This window comes from Variovorax paradoxus, assembly GCA_016806145.1.
Classification (GTDB): Bacteria; Pseudomonadota; Gammaproteobacteria; order Burkholderiales; family Burkholderiaceae_C; genus Variovorax.
Genome location: CP063167.1, coordinates 546365 through 564348, shown reverse-complemented (window position 1 = coordinate 564348; position 17984 = coordinate 546365). Strand labels below are relative to the sequence as shown.

The 17984-nt window shown below is 70.4% G+C and carries 14 protein-coding genes; 11 read left to right on the top strand and 3 right to left on the bottom strand.

Annotated features, from left to right (window positions below):
- Positions 1 to 20 precede the first annotated feature (20 nt).
- Positions 21 to 1274: a Rieske 2Fe-2S domain-containing protein gene (locus INQ48_33550; protein ID QRF62461.1), complete on the bottom strand. Its 1254-nt coding sequence runs from the start codon at positions 1272 to 1274 to the stop codon at positions 21 to 23.
- Between the two features lie 7 nt (positions 1275 to 1281).
- Positions 1282 to 2214, bottom strand: coding sequence for a tripartite tricarboxylate transporter substrate binding protein (locus INQ48_33545; GenBank protein QRF63059.1), 933 nt, complete (start codon positions 2212 to 2214; stop codon positions 1282 to 1284).
- Between the two features lie 134 nt (positions 2215 to 2348).
- On the opposite strand from INQ48_33545, the gene INQ48_33540 reads away from it, so the two are divergent.
- Positions 2349 to 3152 carry a helix-turn-helix domain-containing protein gene (locus INQ48_33540; GenBank protein ID QRF62460.1) on the top strand — a complete coding sequence of 268 codons (804 nt, stop codon included), beginning with the start codon at positions 2349 to 2351 and terminating at the stop codon, positions 3150 to 3152.
- Positions 3153 to 3223: 71 nt separating this feature from the next.
- Positions 3224 to 3607: an energy transducer TonB gene (locus tag INQ48_33535; protein ID QRF62459.1), complete on the top strand. Its 384-nt coding sequence runs from the start codon at positions 3224 to 3226 to the stop codon at positions 3605 to 3607.
- Between the two features lie 12 nt (positions 3608 to 3619).
- Here the strand turns inward: INQ48_33535 and INQ48_33530 are convergent, their stop codons facing one another.
- Positions 3620 to 6421: a response regulator gene (locus tag INQ48_33530; protein QRF62458.1), complete on the bottom strand. Its 2802-nt coding sequence runs from the start codon at positions 6419 to 6421 to the stop codon at positions 3620 to 3622.
- Between the two features lie 211 nt (positions 6422 to 6632).
- Between INQ48_33530 and INQ48_33525 the strand changes: the two genes are divergently transcribed.
- The 9 genes from INQ48_33525 to INQ48_33485 all read left to right on the top strand — a co-directional run bounded on the left by INQ48_33525 (position 6633) and on the right by INQ48_33485 (position 17949).
- Positions 6633 to 8300 (top strand): hydantoinase B/oxoprolinase family protein, encoded by a 1668-nt coding sequence (locus tag INQ48_33525; protein QRF62457.1) that lies wholly within the window; start codon positions 6633 to 6635, stop codon positions 8298 to 8300.
- The gene (locus tag INQ48_33520) at positions 8297 to 10429 is read left to right on the top strand and encodes a hydantoinase/oxoprolinase family protein (protein ID QRF62456.1); all 2133 of its coding nucleotides are present in this window, start codon (positions 8297 to 8299) and stop codon (positions 10427 to 10429) included. The genes INQ48_33525 and INQ48_33520 overlap by 4 nt, the downstream gene beginning before the upstream one ends.
- Positions 10426 to 11448, top strand: coding sequence for a phosphoglycerate dehydrogenase (locus INQ48_33515; GenBank protein QRF62455.1), 1023 nt, complete (start codon positions 10426 to 10428; stop codon positions 11446 to 11448). The genes INQ48_33520 and INQ48_33515 overlap by 4 nt, the downstream gene beginning before the upstream one ends.
- 10 nt (positions 11449 to 11458) lie before the next feature.
- Positions 11459 to 12835 (top strand): acyclic terpene utilization AtuA family protein, encoded by a 1377-nt coding sequence (locus INQ48_33510; GenBank protein ID QRF62454.1) that lies wholly within the window; start codon positions 11459 to 11461, stop codon positions 12833 to 12835.
- Positions 12832 to 13143, top strand: coding sequence for a DUF4387 family protein (locus INQ48_33505; protein ID QRF62453.1), 312 nt, complete (start codon positions 12832 to 12834; stop codon positions 13141 to 13143). Before INQ48_33510 ends, INQ48_33505 begins: the two co-directional genes overlap by 4 nt.
- Positions 13144 to 13212: 69 nt before the next feature.
- Positions 13213 to 14211: a tripartite tricarboxylate transporter substrate binding protein gene (locus INQ48_33500; protein QRF62452.1), complete on the top strand. Its 999-nt coding sequence runs from the start codon at positions 13213 to 13215 to the stop codon at positions 14209 to 14211.
- Positions 14212 to 14296: 85 nt separating this feature from the next.
- Positions 14297 to 15196: a LysR family transcriptional regulator gene (locus INQ48_33495; GenBank protein QRF62451.1), complete on the top strand. Its 900-nt coding sequence runs from the start codon at positions 14297 to 14299 to the stop codon at positions 15194 to 15196.
- Positions 15197 to 15323: 127 nt separating this feature from the next.
- The gene (locus tag INQ48_33490) at positions 15324 to 16562 is read left to right on the top strand and encodes a porin (GenBank protein QRF62450.1); all 1239 of its coding nucleotides are present in this window, start codon (positions 15324 to 15326) and stop codon (positions 16560 to 16562) included.
- Positions 16563 to 16686: 124 nt separating this feature from the next.
- Entirely contained in the window at positions 16687 to 17949 is a 1263-nt protein-coding gene (locus INQ48_33485; GenBank protein ID QRF62449.1) for an aminotransferase class III-fold pyridoxal phosphate-dependent enzyme, read from the top strand.
- The last annotated feature ends 35 nt before the right edge of the window (positions 17950 to 17984 follow it).

Here is a 17984-nt window from a genome sequence, read left to right as displayed (position 1 = left end):
GTTCTTTCCTCGTCGGGTGCTCAAGCGCCCATGTGCTGGCGATAGGCCTTCCAGAAGCCGCGCACCGAGGCCTCGGTGGCGCGGCCTTCGCTCGAGACGGCGCCGTCGCCGCCCATCTCGACGATGGCCTCGTGGTCGGCCGCGCCCGCGATGCCGCGCTGCACGAAGCCGCCGACCGCGCCGTCCTCCATCGAGATGAAGCCCGCGGGCCCGACCAGGTTCGACTGCTTGAGCCGCACGCAGCGCTGTTCGGGCGTGTCGTCGACATAGCCGATGTAGGTCCAGTTGAGTTCCGTGCGCGCTGTGCCCTTGGGCAGCACCTGGCGTACCGCGAGGCAGTTCTGGATCTGCTGCAGCACGAAGCCCGGGAACACCGAGAGGATCTGCAAGGTCACGCCGTCGTCGTATTCCTTGAAGCCCGCGAGCACGCTCGGGTCCTTCAGGCGATAGCGGTCGTTGTCGGAGCGCAGCGCCTGTTCCTTGTACGACGCATCCTTTTCCGCGGCCGCGTCGATCATCGAATAGCTCACGTGGTGGCCACCGCTCTCGTCGACGATCACGCCGCCCTTCTGCGACAGGCGGTTGAGCTCGAAGGTGGTGAAGAACAGGTGCAGCAGGCTCGCGTGGTAGCTGTCCTTCACGTTCTCGACGTAGAGCTTCCAGTTGTTGGGCAGCGCCTGCGTGAAGCGGCCGATCACCTCCACCGGCTTGTGCAGCACGCGCTCGATGCGCGCGCAGATCTCGTCGCCGAGGTATTCCTCGATCGAGGGCACGTCCTCCGAGAAGCTGCCGAACACCAGGCCGCAGAAGCGCGCGATGCGCAGCTTGCGCGGCCCGTGTGCTTCCTTGCAGAAGCTCGCGGGCATGCCGCCCTGGCCCCTCACCCCCTTCTCGAAGGCCACGCCCGTGAGGTCGCCCTGGCGGTTGTAGCTCCAGGCGTGGTAGACGCACTGGAAGTTCTCGCTGCGGCCCGACTTCTCGAGCGCGATCAGCGCGCCGCGGTGCGCGCAGCGGTTCTCGAAGGCATAGATCTCGTCGTCGTCGTCGCGCACCACCACCACCGGCGTTTCGCCCGCGAAGGTGGTGCGGTAGCTGCCGCCCTCGGGCAACTCGGCCTCGAGGCACAGGTAGTTCCAGGTCTCGCCGCGGAAGATGCGCGCCTGCTCGTCGGCGGCCAGTTGCGCGTCGCTGTAGACGCCGAAGGGGATGCGCGTGAGGCCGGGCCCCGACCAGTGGATCGGTTGCGCGGACGCGGTGGATGAAGCGATGGACATGGCGGGCTTACTCGAGGGTGACGTTGGCGCTCTGGATGACCTTGTGCCACTTGGCGGACTCGGCCTGGATGAACTGGCCGGTGCGGGCGCTGTCCCAGCCGCGCGGCTCGGCGCCCTGTTCGGCGAACTTCTGCTTCACGTCGGGCAGCGCGAGCGCGGTGGCGATGGCCTTCTGCGTCGAGGCCACGACCGGTGCCGGCGTGCCTGGCGGCGCGACCACCGCGAACCAGGTCACGGCATTCATCGCGGGGAGCTTCTGCTCGGCGAAGGTCGGCGCCTCGGGCAGCGCGGGGCTGCGGTGCTCGTCGGCCACCGCGAGGATGCGGACCTTGCCGGTGCGCGCGAACTGCAGCGAGGAGGAGATGTTGTCGAAGAACACGTCGACCTGTCCGCCGATCAGGTCGACCAGCGCGGGCGCCGTGCCCTTGTACGGCACGTGCGTCATCTCGGTGCCCGTGAGCTGCATGAACAGGCTGGCCGTGAGGTGCGAGGTGGTGCCGTTGCCCTGCGAGGCGAAGCTCACCTTGCCCGGGTTGGCCTTGAGGTAGGCGATGAACTCGGCCACGTTGTGCACCGGCAGCTTCGGGTTCACCACCAGCACGTTGGGCACCGTCGCGAGCACCGTCACCGGCACCCAGCGCGTGGGATCGAAGCCCAGCTTCTTGTAGAGGTGCTGGTTGATCGCGATCGGCGCGGGCGGCGAGGCCAGCAGCGTCTTGCCGTCGGGCTCGGCGCGGTAGACCACGTCGGCGCCGATGTTGCCGCCGGCGCCCGTGCGGTTCTCGATCACCAGGCCGCCGGAGAACTGGTCGCGCAGCTTGTCGGCCACCACGCGCGGCAGGACGTCGGCGGTGCCGCCGGCGGGGAAGGGCACGATCATGCGCGCGACCTTCTCGTTGGCGGTCTGCGCCTGCGCGGCGGGCGGCAGCGCGGGCAGCATCAGCGCGGCCAGGGCCGCCAGGCCGAGCGTGCGCGCGGCGAGTCTGTGGAACATCGTGTGTCTCCGTCTTGTTCGTGCATCGAGGGTTTTCAGTGTCCTTGCGAGCAGGTGGGCGGACAAGCTAGATTTGCGCTATGCGCAAAAACGAAACCGAAGCCCCGAGCGAGGAAGAGCCCGCCCCCGACAAGAACTTCGTCGCCTCGCTCGAGAAGGGGCTGGCCGTGCTGACCTGTTTCGGCCGCCAGCACAGCCGCCTCAACGTGTCGGAGGTCGCGCGGCTCACGCGCAGCACGCCGGCCTCGGCGCGGCGCTCGCTGCTGACCCTGCGCGCGCTCGGCTACCTGGACAGCGAAGGCAAGCGCTTCTGGCTGCTGCCCAAGGCGCTGCTGGTGGCGCATGCCTATCTGGCGTCGCGGCCCGAGCCTTCGGTGGCGCAGCCGCTGCTCGACGCGCTGTCGGAGCGCACGCGCGAATCGGCCTCGCTTGCGCTGCTGCAGGACGACGACGCGATCATCATCGCGCGCTCCACCGCGCGGCGCAGCCTCAGCACCGGCCTGGGCATCGGCTCGCGCCTGCCGGCCTACTGCGCGGCGCTGGGCCGCGTGCTGCTCGCGAGCCTGCCGCCCGAGGAAGCCGAGCGCCGCATCCGCGCCATGCCGCGCCCGCGGCTCTCGCCGCGCACCGTCACCGACGCGGCCGAGGTGCTGGCCATCGTCGCGCGCTGCCGCCGCGAGGGCTACGCCAGCAACGACGGCGAGCTCGAACTTGGCGTGCGCTCCATGGCCGTGCCGGTGCGCGACCGCGCGCAGCAGGTGGTGGCGGCGATGAGCATCGCGGTGCGGACCGAGCGCATGACGCTGGCGGAGTTTCGGGAAGCCTTTTTGCCGGCGCTGCAGAAAGCGAGTGCGAGCTTGAGCGCGCGCCTGTATCCGGGATGACGCGAGGCGGCAGCCTCGGCACGGCGATGCAGAATGCCGTCGACAGAGACCACCGCCACGACAACAGCTTCATGAACCTCCGTCCCTCTTCCGCCCGCGTGCTGCTCGTGGGCGCGACCCTCGCCCTGCTGGCCGCCTGCGCCTCGAACCCGCCCGCCGACCCCGGCGAATGGAAGCCCAACCCGCCCAACCCCAATGCGCCGTACCCCGCCGAGTCGCGCACGAATGGCGAGCAGGGCATGGTGATGCTGCGCGTGCGCACCACGCCGGCGGGCAAGCCGGCCGCGATCGAGGTGCAGAAATCGAGCGGCTATCCGCGGCTGGACCGCTCGGCGGTCGAGACGGTCTGGAAGTGGCAGTTCAAGCCCACGCCCGACGATGGCACCGTGGTCTGGCGCGAGGTGCCGATCCGCTTCTTCATCACCTCGCTGCCGCAGCAGCAAAGGCTCGACTGACAACGCCACCGCTCAGGCGGTGGCCGGCGCGTCGTCCGTGAGCTGCTGCAGCGCCTCGCGCAGCTTGCCGAGGTCGGCCGGCTTCGAGAAGTGCGCGTCGAAACCGGCCTCCAGCGCCTGGCGCCGGTCCGATTCCTGGCCATAGCCGGTCAGCGCGAGCAGGGCGATCCGCCGCGTGCCCGATTCGCGCTCACGCTCGCGCACGCGCCGCGCGAGCTCATGCCCGCTCATCCCGGGCAGACCGATGTCGAAGATGCCCGCGTCCACCGGCCCGGCCTCGAGCAGCTGCAGCGCCTCCTCGGCGCTGCCGGCCTTGCGGACATCGTGCCCTTCGAGCGCGAACCACTCGGCCAGCACGTCGAGTGCGTCGAGGTTGTCGTCGACCAGCAGCAGGCGCAGCGCGGGCGCGCCGACGGCGGCCGCATCGGCGGGCGCTTCGGGTTCGGGGGCCGCGGCGCCGGCCAGCGGCAGGCGCACGATGAAGCGGCTGCCCCGTCCCTCGCCAGCGCTCTGCGCTTCGATCAGCCCGCCATGCAGCTTCGCGAGGCTCTGCGCGATGGCCAGGCCCAGGCCCAGGCCGCCGGCCGCGCGCTGCAGCTGCTGCGCGCCCTGCACGAAGCGGTCGAACACATGGGGCAACAGATCGGGCGCGATGCCGATGCCCTCGTCGCTGATCGACAGCTCGGCCTGGCCGCCAGCCATGCGCAGGTCGAGCGCGACGTCGTCGGTGGGCTGGGTGAACTTGGCGGCGTTGTTCAGCAGGTTGCACACGATCTGCACCAGCCGCAGCGGATCGCCGAGCACCGGCACCGGCTGGTCGGGCAGGCTCAGGCGCGGCATGCGCGCGCGCGGCTGCAGCGCGGGCTGCGTGAGCTCGATCGCCTTGGCGGCCACATCGCGCAGATCGACCGGCTCGGGGCGCAGCACGATCTTGCCCGACACGATGCGCGAGATGTCGAGCAGGTCGTCGACCAGCCGCGACAGGTGGCGCACCTGGCGCTCGATGATCTGGCGCTCGCGCGGAAAGGCCTTCTCGTCCTTGCGTTCTATCAGCGTGAGCGCGAGCGAGATCGGCGCCAGCGGGTTGCGCAGCTCATGGCCCAGCATGGCGAGGAACTCGTCCTTGGCCTGGCTCGCCACCTCGGCCTGGGTCTGCGCCTTGCGGGCGCGCGCGAGCAGGCGCACGTTGTCCAGGGCCAGCGCGGCGCGCTGCGCGAGTTCGCCGATCAGGGCACCGTCGGCCGGCGAGAAGCGCCGCTTCGAGCGGTCCTGCAGGATCGCCATCGCGCCGATGGTGCGGCCGCGCGCCACCAGCGGCACCACGCAGCCGGCCGTGATGCCCAGCATCTGCACGAAGGCGCGCAGCTGCGGGTCGAGCAGCTCGAAGTCGCCAGGGTTGTCGAGGTTGCCGATGAAGGTCTGGCCGCTGGCGACGGCCCAGGGGAACGAGCCGGGGCCCGTGGTCGGGGCCGCGCTGTTGTCCACGAAGGTCGCGATCTCGGCGCTGCGCGCGGGATCGGCATGGTGGGTGAGCTTGCGCTCGAGCACGTCGTGCTCGTCGAGCAGGTCGATGCGGCAGAGGTCGGCCACGTGCGGCACGATGATGCCGGCGATGGCCTGCAGGGTCGACTCTTCTTCCAGCGAGCGCGACAGCACCGCGCTCGCGCTCACGAGACGCTCGAGCTGGGTCTGCGCGGCCTGCGCCCCGGTGCGTGCCTCGCGCTCGGCGTTCAGCAGGCTGTCGCGCTCGGCCTCGTGTTCGGTGCGCTGGGTGACGGCATCGGCCAGCGCATGCGCCACGGCGTCGATCTCGGCGATGCCCGAGGCATGGGTCGAGACCGGCAGGCCGTGCCCCAGCGCATCGGCGCTGCGGCGCAGGCGCGCCATCGGCCGCGTGATCGAGCGCGACATCCACCAGGCCGCGAGCGCGCCGAGCAGCAGCGAGACCAGCAGGCCGCCGCCATAGGCGACCAGGGTGCGGCGCAATGCGTCGTCGGCCACGGCGGTGGGCGCGCCGAGCGCGACGATCCACGGCGCGACGTCGATGCGCGCCACCGCCGTCTGCACCTCGGTGCCATCGACGTTGTGCGTGGTGCCGACGTATTCGCGCCGGTCCTTCATCGTCTGCAGCAGCGCGCGCAGGCTGTCGCTGGGCGGCCGGCCACGGAAGCGATCGTCCTCGCGCGAGCGCGCCACGCGCGTCAGCGCCGCATCGAAGACCGAGACCGCCCAGCCCTCGGGCACGCGCTGGCGCGCCAGCACGGCGCCGATCGCCTCGGGTCGCACGATGGCGGTGAGCACGTAGCGCACCGCGTCGTCGCGCACCACCGGCACCCGCACCGCGAAGGCCAGGTTGCCGCGCGGCCCCGGCGTCAGCGCGCCGATGCCGGGTTGGCGCGTGCGGATCACCTCGGCCAGGCTGGCGGCCTCGACCACCTCGCCGCCGGGTCCGGCCACCGAGCCCTCGCTGCTGAAGACCACCTTGCCCGAGGGCGCGATCAGCAGCACGCCGCGCCATTCGGGGTGCGTGGCCCGCAACGCCTTGGCGAGCACCAGTGCGTCGATCAGCCCGCTGTCCTCGCTGGCGCCCAGCGGCTCGGCCAGCGCCAGCGCCTGCAGCGCCGAAATCGTGAGCCGCAGCTCGCTGTCGACCGAGGTGGCGAGCGCGCGCGCCACGCCCATGGTGGAGGTCTGGGTCTGCGCGCGTTGGGCCTGCAGCAGCCCGTTGAGCGCGAAGCCGCAGACGACGGCCAGCGGCAGCAGGGCTGCCGAGGCCACCAGCAGGAGCCGGACCGAGAGGGAGGGAGCGCGCATTCGCCTGACGTGATCAACCGCAAAGCGGTGATTGTTGCTCAGCCGGCGAGGGCGGCAATCCCGGGTTTTCGGTAGCCGCCGGCACGGCGCCTGCCGCGCCGCGCTTTCGCTCGCCGCGAAAGCTCCGCGCCTCGAAGCTAAACCAAGCGCGGGCTCGCGTTCCTAAAGTTGCGCCACGGGCCACAGGCGATGGCCGCGAACAGGAGAAAAGATGCCTTCCCGAGACAAAGAAACCATCGACCCGATCACCCTCGAAATCTGGTGGAGCCGGCTCGTCGCCATCGCCGACGAGGCGGCCACCGCGCTGCTTCGCACCGCCTTCTCGACGATCGTGCGCGAATCGAACGACTTCGCCACGGTGCTGATGAACCGGCATGGCCAGTCGATCGCCGAGAGCACCGGCGGGATTCCCGCCTTCGCCGGCATCGTGCCGCGCACCACCAAGGCGATGCTCGAAACCTACCCCGCGTCCGGCTGGCGCGAGGGCGATTGCCTGATCACCAACAACCCCTGGCTGGCGACCGGCCACCTGCCCGACATCGCGATCGTCACGCCGATCTTCTTCGCGGGCGAGCTGGCCGGCTTCGCGGGATCGGTGGCCCATTCGCCCGACATCGGCGGCAATCCGGGCGCCGGGGCGCAGGAGCTCTACGAGGAGGGCGTGTGCATCCCGCCGATGCACCTCTACCGCGCCGGCCGGCGCAACGACGAGATGCTCAAGCTGTTCCTCAACAACGTGCGGCTGCCCGAGCAGGTGCTCGGCGACATCGAAGCGCAGGTCACGGCCAACGAGGTGTGCCGCCGCCGCACCGTGGACTTCATGACCGACGCCGGGCTGCGCTCGCTCGACGCCCTCTCGGAGGCGGTGCACGAGCGCTCGGAGATGGCGGTGCGCAAGGCGATCGCCGCGATCCCCGACGGCCGCTACGAATCCGCCATCGATGCCGACGGGTTCGCGCACCGGCCCACGCACATCCGCTGCGCGATCACCATCAGCGGCGATTCCATGACGGTGGACTACGAAGGCAGTTCGCCCCAGGTGGACCGCGGCACCAACTGCACGATGAACTACACGCAGGCCTACTCGGTCTATCCGATCAAGTGCGTGCTCGATCCCGCGACGCGCAGGAACGAGGGCTCGTACCGGCCGATCCTGGTCAAGGCGCCCGAAGGCAGCATCCTCAACGCGCGCCATCCGGCGGCCGTGGCGGCGCGCCACCTCACCGGCCACATGCTGTGCTGCGCGATTTACCAGGCGCTGGCGCGCGTGATCCCGGACCAGGTGCTGGCCGACAGCGGCGGCACGCCGGCGATGCGGGTGCGCTTCAGCGGCGCAACGGGCTCGGGCTCGCGCTTCGCGCAGATTCTGTTCGCCAGCGGCGGCATGGGGGCGTCGGCGCGGGGCGACGGGCTGTCGACCACGGCCTTCCCGACCAACTCGGGTGCCGGCAGCATCGAGGCGCTCGAAGCGGTGGCGCCGGTGCTGGTGCGCCGCAAGGAATACCGGACCGACTCCGGCGGCGCGGGCCGGCACCGTGGCGGGCTGGGGCAGCGCTGCGAGGTCGAGAACATCACCGGGCGGCCCATGCAGCTGGCGCTGCTCGCCGACCGCGAGCGCCATCCCGCGCTCGGCATCCTCGGCGGCCAGCCCGGTGCGCCCACGGCCGCCTTGCTCTCGAACGGCGCGGCGCTGTCGCTGAAGTCGAAGGTCGAGTTCCCGCCCGGCGAATGCGTGACCTTGCTGTTCGCGGGCGGCGGAGGCTACGGCCCGCCGCGAGAGCGCGATCCAGCGCGTTTGCGCCGCGATGTGTCGGACGGCTTCGTGTCGCCAGCGGCGGCCCTGGCCAGCTACGGGCAGGACGAGGGAGCGATGCAATGAGAAAGACCACCCGCATCGGCGTCGACATCGGCGGTACCTTCACCGACTTCGTGCTGCACGACGAGGCACGCGGCATCACGCGCACCGGCAAGCGGCTGACCACGCCGGCGCAACCGAGCCAGGCCATCGTCGAGGGCATCGAGCGGCTGCTGGCCGAGACCGGCACGCGGGCCGGACAGATCGCCAGCATCGTGCATGGCACGACGTTGATCACCAACACCGTGCTCGAGCGCACCGGCGCCAAGGTCGGGCTGCTGGCCACCGAGGGCTTCCGCGACGTGCTCGAGATGGGGCGCGAGAGCCGCTACGACGTCGACGACCTGTTCCTGCAGCCGGCGCCGCTGATCGTGCCGCGCTCGCTGCGCCTGGGCGTGGGCGGCCGGTTGCTCGCCGACGGCAGCGAACGCACCCCCCTCGACGAGGACGGCGTGGCGCGTTCGGTGCGCACGCTGGTGGAGGAGCACCGCATCGAAGCGCTGGCGATCGCCTTCTTCCATGCCTACCGCAATCCAGCGCACGAGCGGCGCGCGCGGCAGATCGTGCACGGGCTGTACCCCGGCCTCCTCGTGAGCCTGTCGGCCGAGGTCGCACCCGAGATCCGCGAGTTCGAACGCACCACCACCGCCTGCGTCAATGCCTACGTGCAGCCGCGCGTGCACGGCTACCTCGACCGGCTCGGCGCCGACCTGGCGGCGCTGGGCTTCGAGGGCGACCTGCGGATCATGTTGTCCGGGGGCGGCATCACCACCGTCGACGAGGCCAAGCGCTATCCGGTGCGCCTGATCGAATCGGGCCCGGCGGCTGGCGCGATGGCGGCCGCCTTCGTGGCGCGCACCGCCGGCGAGCCGCGCATGGTGTCGTTCGACGTCGGCGGGACCACCGCCAAGATGTGCCTCATCGAGCAGGGGCAGCCGCACCTGAAGCACGACTTCGAGGCCGGGCGCCTGCGCAAGTTCAAGCAGGGTTCGGGCCTGCCGCTCAAGGTCACGGTCATCGACATGATCGAGATCGGCTCGGGCGGCGGCTCGATCGCCGCGGTGGACGCGGTGGGCCTGATGAAGGTCGGCCCGCGCAGCGCAAGCTCCGTGCCGGGGCCGGTCTGCTACAACCGCGGCGGCACTGAGCCGACGGTGACCGACGCCGACCTGCTGCTCGGTTGCCTCGACCCCGCGTTCTTCCTCGGCGGCGAGATGGCGCTGTCGATCGACAAGGTCCGCTCGGCCGTGAGCGAGAAACTGGCCGGCCCGCTGGGCATCGGCAGCGAGGAGGCGGCGCGCGGGATCCGCAGCATCGTCGACGAGAGCATGGCCGCGGCCACGCGCATGCACCTGGCCGAGAAGGGCAAGGACCCGCGCGCCTACACGCTGTTCGCCTTCGGTGGCGCCGGTCCGGTCCATGCCTATGCGCTGGCCAGGCTGCTGAAGATGCGCAGGATCATCGTGCCGATGGGGGCCGGGGTGATCTCGGCGCTCGGGTTCCTGGTGGCGGCGCCCGCGGTCGACGAGGTGCGTGGCTACGTGACCAGCCTGGAGCAGGTCGACTGGGACCACGTCAACCGCATCTATGCCGAGATGGAGGCCTCGGCCAGCGTGCTGCTGCTGGGCGCCGGCGGCGACGCGGCCCAGATCTCGATGCGCTGGTCGGTGGACATGCGCTATCTGGGCCAGGGCTTCGAGATCACCGTGGACATTCCGCGCGGCCCCCTGGGCGCGGCCGATCGCGGCGCGATCCGCGATGCTTTCGTGGCCACCTACGCGGCGCGGTTCGACCGCACGGTGCGCGACGTCGGCATCGAGGCGATCAACTGGCGCCTGTCGGCGAGCCTTCCCGCTCAGGACATCAGCCTCGCGCATGCACCGGTGCAAAGCGATCCGCTGCGTGGCGTGCGGGTGGTGAACTTCGCGGAATTCGGCGACCTGCCGGCGCGGGTCTATGACCGCTATGCGCTCAAGCCCGGCGACCGTTTCCAGGGGCCGGCCGTGGTCGAGGAGCGCGAATCGAGCTGCAGCTTCGGTCCCGATTGCGTGTTCTCCATCGACCGGCACTTCAACCTGGTCATCGAGCTCGGTGCCGCGCAAGAAGTGGCGGCGAGCCGGGGCAACGTGGCCGAGGAGGCCATCGCGCCATGAGCACGCTCTTTTCGGCGCGGCGCGTGGTCGTCACGCAGCGCTTCTTCGATGCGCAGGCCCGCGCCTTTCTCGAACAGCACGGCTGCACGGTGAGCGAGCTCGAGCTTCCGGCTGGCGTGGCCGACGGGGATCTCGGCGTCGACGTGCTGCGGCGCCATCTCGAGGGCGCGCAGGGCTGGATCGTCGGCCACGCGCGCGTCGACGATGAGTTGCTGCGTGCGCTGCCCGCGCTGCGGGTCATCGCGCGGCGCGGCGTGGGGCACGACCGGGTGGACCAGGATGCGGTGCGCCGCCACGGCAAGGTGGCGACCATCGCAGCGGGTGGCAACGACGCCGCGGTGGCCGACCATGCGATCGCGCTGATGCTGGCGGTGGGCCGCCGCCTGCACGAAGCGCGGGCACAACTCGTCGCCGGCGACTGGTCTATTCCGCTGGCCACCGAGCTCTATCGCAAGACCGTCGGTGTGGTGGGGCTCGGGCGCATCGGCCGCGGCGTGGTGAGGCGCCTGCGCGGCTTCGAGGCCCGGGTGCTGATCGCCACGCCAGAGCGCGACGAAGCCTTCGTCGCCGAGCAGGGCGCGCGCTTCGCCAGTCTCGACGAACTGCTGGCCTGCGCCGACATCGTCAGCCTGCACGCGCCGCTGACGTCGGCGACCCACAGCTTGATCGACGCCGCGGCGCTCACGCGCATGAAGCGCGGCGCCATCCTGGTCAACACCGCGCGTGGCGGCCTGGTCGACGATGCCGCGCTGCTGGCCGCGCTCGAGGAAGGGCGGCTCGGCGGCGCCGGGCTCGACGTGTTCGAAAGCGAGGCCGATCCCGGCTTGCAGGCGGTGACGCACGCGCTGCTGCGGCTGCCGCAGGTGGTCGCCACGCCGCATGCGGGGGCGTCGACGGCCGAGAGCCTCGCACGCACGAACCTGATCGCGGCGCGCTGCGTGGTGCAGGTCCTCGATGGTCAGACGCCCGCCGCCGAATGTCTTCTGGCCGATGGCCGCTCTCCCAACCTCTCCAGATGAAAGAAGAACGATGCAGACAAGCGTGAAAGTCCTGGTTCCCTCGGGCTCGATCGGCGCCGGCGCGCGATCGCAGCAGCCCTTCGAGCGCGGCATGCGCGAGCGTCCCGACGTGATCGCCGTGGACGGCGGCTCCACCGATTCCGGTCCGCACTACCTGGGATCGGGCCAGGCCAAGTGCTCGGTGGGTGCGTTGCGCTACGAGCTGCGGCAACTGATGGTCGCGCGTGCCGAGCTCGGCATTCCGCTCATCGTGGGCAGTTGCGGCACCTGCGGCTCCGATGCGGGCGTGAACCTCATGCGCGATCTGTGCCGCGAGATCGCGATCGAGCTCGGGCAGGCCTTGCGTGTGGCTTGCATCTACAGCGAGCAATCGGCCGCGGCGGTGAAGACGGCGCTCGCACAGGGCCGCATCTCCGGTCTGCAGCCACTGCTGCCGATCGACGACGCACTGATCGAACGCTGCTCTCACATCGTCGCAGCCATGGGCGTGGAGCCGATCATCCATGCGCTCGGGCAGGGCGTGGACATCGTGCTCGCCGGGCGAGCGACGGACACGGCGCTGATGGCGGCCGTGCCGCTGATGCGCGGCGTCCATGCCGGGGCCGCCTGGCATGCGGGCAAGATCCTGGAGTGCGGCGCGCACTGCACCACCAAGCCGATGGCCGGCGCCGTGATGGCGACCATCGACCAGACCGGCTTCACCGTGCAGGCCCTGGCCGAGGGCGCGCGCGCCACGCCGCGGACCGTGCTGGCGCACATGCTCTACGAGAACTCGAACCCGCACGTGCTGGTCGAGCCGGGCGGCACGCTCGAGGTCGAGCGGGCCCGCTACGAATCGATCGACGACCAGCGCGTGCGCGTCGAGGGCTCGACCTGGACGCCGGCCGATGCCTACACCGTCAAGCTCGAGGGCGCGGCGCCGGCCGGCCATCAGGCGCTGATCATGTGCCTGCTGCGCGCGTCGCGCTACAAGGACCGCTTCGACGAATGGATCGGAAATCTCGAGCGGCGCTCGCGCGAACTGATCGCGCTGCAGCTCAAGCTGGAGAGCGGCGACTACCATCTGCAGTTCCGCGCCATCGGCCGCGACGCGACGCTCGGTGCGCTGGAATCGCTCCCGGGCAACCCGGCCGAGATCGGGGTGATGGCGATCGTCACCTCGCCCACGCAGGAGCGTACCCGGGAACTGCTGGCGATCCTCAACTCACCGATGCTGCACTTCCCGCTGCCGGACGACGAGGAGCTGCCCACGCACTGCTTCCCGCTGTCGCCCGCCTCGATGAACCGGGGCGTGGTCTACGAGTTCGTGCTCAACCACGTGATGACGGTGTCCGATCCGCTGTCGCCGTTCCGTTTCGACTACGCCACCTTCGGAGAACCGCTGTGACCCGCCCCGATCCTTCCAGCTACGACGTACGGTCCAAGAATGCCGGGCCGTTCTGGCTCACCATCGACATCTTCTGCCACGATGCCCGGGCCTTCCGGGCGCTGTGCGACGAGCCGCGGCTGCAGTCCGACGAGATCGCCCGGCTGCTGCGCGGCGATGCCGCCAGCGTGAAGGTGTTTCGCATCGAGGCGCTCAACGTCATCAAGATCAGCCTGCCGAGGCCGGTGGTGCAGGGTTCGCTCGAGGACCGCGACCTGCATGGCGCGCAGTGGGCTCATCTCGTGCAGGAATCGCTGGCGCGCGGTTGAACCGCGCGCCCACCTGCGCCTCGAACAACGACCAGAAGCCGCATCAAATGCGGCTGCCGGAGACAAGACATGCCATCGACGACCATCCCTTTCAACCCGCGGCGCCGTCGCGCGCTGGCCATCGGTGCCGCCGCGTTCCTGCCCGCTCCCTTCGCGTGGGCGCAGGGCTATCCGACGAAGCCGATCCGGCTGATCCTGCCCAATGCGCCGGGCTCCTCGGTCGACAACATGGCGCGCCAGCTCTCGGTCGGACTCGGCGCCGCGCTCGGCCAGTCGATCGTGGTCGAGAACGTGCCCGGCTCGGGCGGGCTGATCGGCATCGGCCAGATGCTGCGCGCGCCGCGCGACGGCTACACCATCGGCATGGTGGCGAACAACTACGCGATCGGTCCCAGCCTCTATCGGCTGCCCTATGACCCCGCCAGGGACATCGTCCCGGTGTCGCTGCTGGTGACGGGGCCGATGGTGCTGGTCACGCATCCCGCGCTGCCCGCCCGCACGCTCGCGGATTTCATCGCGCTCGCGAAGTCGCGGCCGGCCGAGAAGTCCCTGAGCTTCGGCAGCGCGGGCGTGGGCACCGTCGGCCACCTCGCGGGCGAGCTGATGGCGACGTCGGCCGACGTGAAGCTGCTGCATGTGCCCTACAAGGGCAACAACAACTTCACCACCGACCTCGTCGGCGGGCAGCTCGATGCCGGCTTCATCGCGGCGGGCGTCGCGATGCCGCTGGTCAGACAGGGCAGCCTGCGCGCGCTGGCGCTCACCACGCCGAAGCGCCTGGCGCTGATGCCTGAGGTTCCGCCGATGGCCGAGGCCGGCTTGCCCGGTTTCGATCTCGGCGGCTGGCAGGCGATGATCGCGCCGGCCGGCATTCCGGCGCCGGCGCTCGAGCGGCTCAACGCGGAGATCGTTCGGGTGCTGAAGTCGAAGGAGGTCTCCCGCTTCGTCGAGGAGCAGGGCAGCCAGGTGGTGGCGAGTTCGCCGGCGGAGGCCGGGAAGCTGATTGCACGCGACATCGCGCGCTATGCGGACTTGTCGCGCCGCCTCGGTCTGAAGCCCGAGAATTGAGGCGCCGCCCGCGCCGAAGGGCCGGCAGCCGCCGGTTGCGATGCGCAGCCGGCGAACCCTTCACCCAGTCGACGAGGCGGCCGCCATGAAGCAACTCGAGTTCACCACCCTGCGCCTCTTCGCCGCCGTCGCGGAGGCCGGCAGCCTTTCGGCGGCCGCGGAGAAAAGCAATATCGCGGTGGCGGCGGTCAGCAAGCGCATCAGCGATCTCGAGAGTTCGACGGGCAGCCAGTTCTTCTATCGCCATGCGCGCGGCATGACGCTCACGCCCGCGGGGCGTGCCTTGCTGCAGCACGCCAGGCAGATCCTGTTCGGCGTCGATCGCATGCACATGGATCTGAGCCAGTACGCGCTCGGCGCGAAGGGGCTGGTGCGCGTGGCGGCGACGGGCTCGGCGGTCACGCAATTCCTGCCGGGCGAGCTCAAGCGCTTCGGCGACCTGCATCCGAACATCGCCATCGACCTGTCGGAATGGACGAGCGAGCAGATCGTCGACGCCGTGCTCGACGGGCGCGTGGACATGGGCATCTTCATCGGGCCCAGCGGCAACGATGCGATCACGACCCATCCCTACCATACCGATCGGCTGTGCCTGGTGGTGCCCAAGGGCCACCTCTTCGCCGCGCGCGCCAGCGTGCGCTTCGCCGACACGCTGGACGAGGACTTCATCGGCCTGTCGCCCAGCAGCTCGATCGCGCAGCACCTGATGGCGGCGAGCGGCGGCAAGCTCAAGGTGCGCATCAACGTGCGCGGCTGCGATGCGTTGTGCCGGATGGTGGCCGAGGGCCTGGGCATCGGCGTGAGCCCCTACCTGATCGTGCGGCACTACGTGTCGGCCACGCCGGTCGAGCTGGTGGCGCTCGAGGACGATTGGGCGCAGCGCCAGCTGCTGATCGGCATCCGTTCGGGCGACGACGGCTTGTCGGGGGCCGCGCAGTCCTTTCTCGCGCACTGCATCGAGGCGGCCAGGCGCTCCTGCGACTGAGGCTTTCTCGAGCGGCGAAGGGCGGCCGCTCTCGAAGCTAAACCACGCCCTCGCCCTTCTTTCTAAATTCCAGTGGCCCTCGCACCGGCGGTGCGTGCAGGCAGACAAGAACCACTGGAGACAAACCATGAAACCAAGCCTTGCCGCGACCGCGGCAGTCGCTGCGGCCTGCGCCGCTTCCGCCGCTTCGGCGCAGTCGTCGATTCTCATGTTCGGCGTGGTCGACACGGCCATCGGCGCATTCTCGAGCCGCGCCGAGCCCTCCTTGCGCACGCTCGCCGCTGACCCCGCGGCGGCGGCGCGCGGTGGCATCAGCCTGCGCCGCAACGCGATGATCAATTCGGGCCACAACTCGAGCCGCTTCGGCTTTCGAGGCACGGAGGATCTCGGCGGCGGACTGGCCGCGAGCTTCTGGCTCGAGGCACCGATCTCGAACGACGACGGCCAGACCGGCATCGCCTCGTTCTCGCGCCGCTCCACCGTCAGCCTGTCGGGCGGCTTCGGCGAGATCCGCCTGGGCCGCGACTACACGCCCACCTTCTGGAACGACTCGGTGATGGACCCCTTCGGCCAAGTCGGGCCGGGAACGAACCTGCTGCTGGCGGCCAGCACGAGCGAGCCGGGCTTCGGTGCCAACGGCAATTACGCGCGCGTCGGCAATTCGGTGGGCTACTTCCTGCCGAAGGATCTCGGTGGCTTTTACGGGCAGCTGATGTACGGCTTCCACGAGAACACGCGCTACGCGCCGGGCGACAGCACGCCGCCGGGCATCGGGCCATCCGGCCGGCTCAATGCCGGCGCGGTGCCGGCGGTGCGTGCCGGCCGCTATGTCGGCGGGCGTTTCGGCTATGCGAGCGGTCCGCTCGACATCGCCGTGGCCTACAGCGCCAACACCGTGGCCGACAACTTCTATGCGGGAACCACGGACAGCGTGCGCACGGCCAATCTCGGCGTGGCCTACGACTTCGAGGTGGCCAAGCTCACGGCGGAGGTCTCGCGCGTGGAGCGCGTGCGCAAGTACGCGCAGCAGCCTGTCGTGGGCGCCGTGCCGGACACGAAGCTTTCGGGCTATCTGCTCGGCGTCCAGGTGCCGGTCGGGCCGGGCCTGATCCGCGCGTCGTACGCGCGGGTGCGCTACGACCTGAACGCGGCGTTCCCCGCAGCCGATCCCTCGGCGTCGAAGCTCGCGATCGGCTACGTGCACAACCTCTCGAAGCGAACGGCGCTCTATGTCACGGCCGCGCGGGTGCGCAACCGCAACGGGGCTGCATTGACCGTCGGCGGGGCGCCCGCGTTCACGGCAACCGCGGGCTATGTGCCCGCGACCTCGACCGGCTACGTGATGGGTGTGCGGCACGCCTTCTGAGCCGGGCGCGAGGGGAGGGGACGCCGGTCCAGGGCGTCGAGCGGGGCTGCCGATCCGGGGTTTGTACTACATCAAACATGATATATCATGTGTCAAACTTCGGAAAAGCTGCCAAGGATCCCGCATGCCGTCCGTGTCTCCCGCCGCCTCGTCCACCTCGTCGAACCGTCACGATCTCCAGCTTCGGCAGCGCGCCGCCAAGGTCGTGCCCGGCGGCATGACGGGGCATCTGAATGCGGCCTCGCTGCCCGCGGGCTATCCGCAGTTCTTCGAGCGCGGCCAGGGCTGCCGCGTCTGGGACGTCGACGGCAACGAATACATCGACTTCATGTGCAGCTGGGGGCCGAACCTACTGGGCCATCACCATCCGGTGGTCGATGAAGCCGCGCGCAAGCAGCAGGCGCTGGGCGACTGCCTCGACGGCCCCACGGCGCGCTTCGTCGAGCTGGCCGAACGCTTCGTCGCGCGCAGCGCCCATGCCGACTGGGTGCTGTTCCAGAAGAACGGCACCGACGCCACCACCGTCTGCCTGATGGTGGCGCGCGCGGCCACGGGCAAGCGCAAGGTGCTGGTCGCGACCAAGGCCTATCACGGCGCCGATCCCTGGTGCACGCCGATCCCGCAGGGCATCACGCCCGAGGACCGCGCGCACCTGATCCACTACACCTACAACGACATCGCGAGCCTCGAGGCTGCCGTCGCACAGGCGGGCACGGACCTCGCAGCCATCGTCTGCGCCGCTTTCAAGCACGACCTGGGCATCGACCAGGAGCTGCCCACGCCCGAGTTCGCGCGCCGTGCCCGCGAACTCTGCGACCAGGCCGGCGCCGCGCTGATCCTCGACGAGGTGCGCGCGGGCTTCCGCGTGCATGCGGGCGGCAGCTGGGAGACCGTGGGCGTGCGCCCCGACCTCAGCGCCTGGAGCAAGTCGATCGCCAATGGCTACGCGCTCGCGGCCGTGACCGGTGTCGATGCGCTGCGCGAAGCGGCCACGCGCATCTACACCACGGGTTCGTTCTGGTCGGGTGGCGTGGCGATGGCCGCGGGCCTGGCGACGATCGAAGTGGCCGATGCGCAGGACGTGGTGGGACATGTACAGGCCATGGGCCAGCGCTTCAGAGACGGCATCGCCGCGCAGTCCGCGAGCCATGGCGTGCCGGTGCGACAGACCGGCCCGGCGGCATTGCCGCTGATCCTGTTCGACGAGGACCCGGGCTTCGACAAGGGCGCGGTGTTCACGGTCGAGGCGCTGCGCCGCGGCGTCTACCTGCATCCGAAGCACAACATGTTCCTGTCGCTGGCACACACCGTGCAAGACATCGATCGGGCCCTGCAGGCCACCGACGCGGCCTTCGCCGCCGTCGCCCAACGCTTCGGCCACCGCTGAGCCGCTCCCACGTGCGAGTCCCTGAAACGCGAACG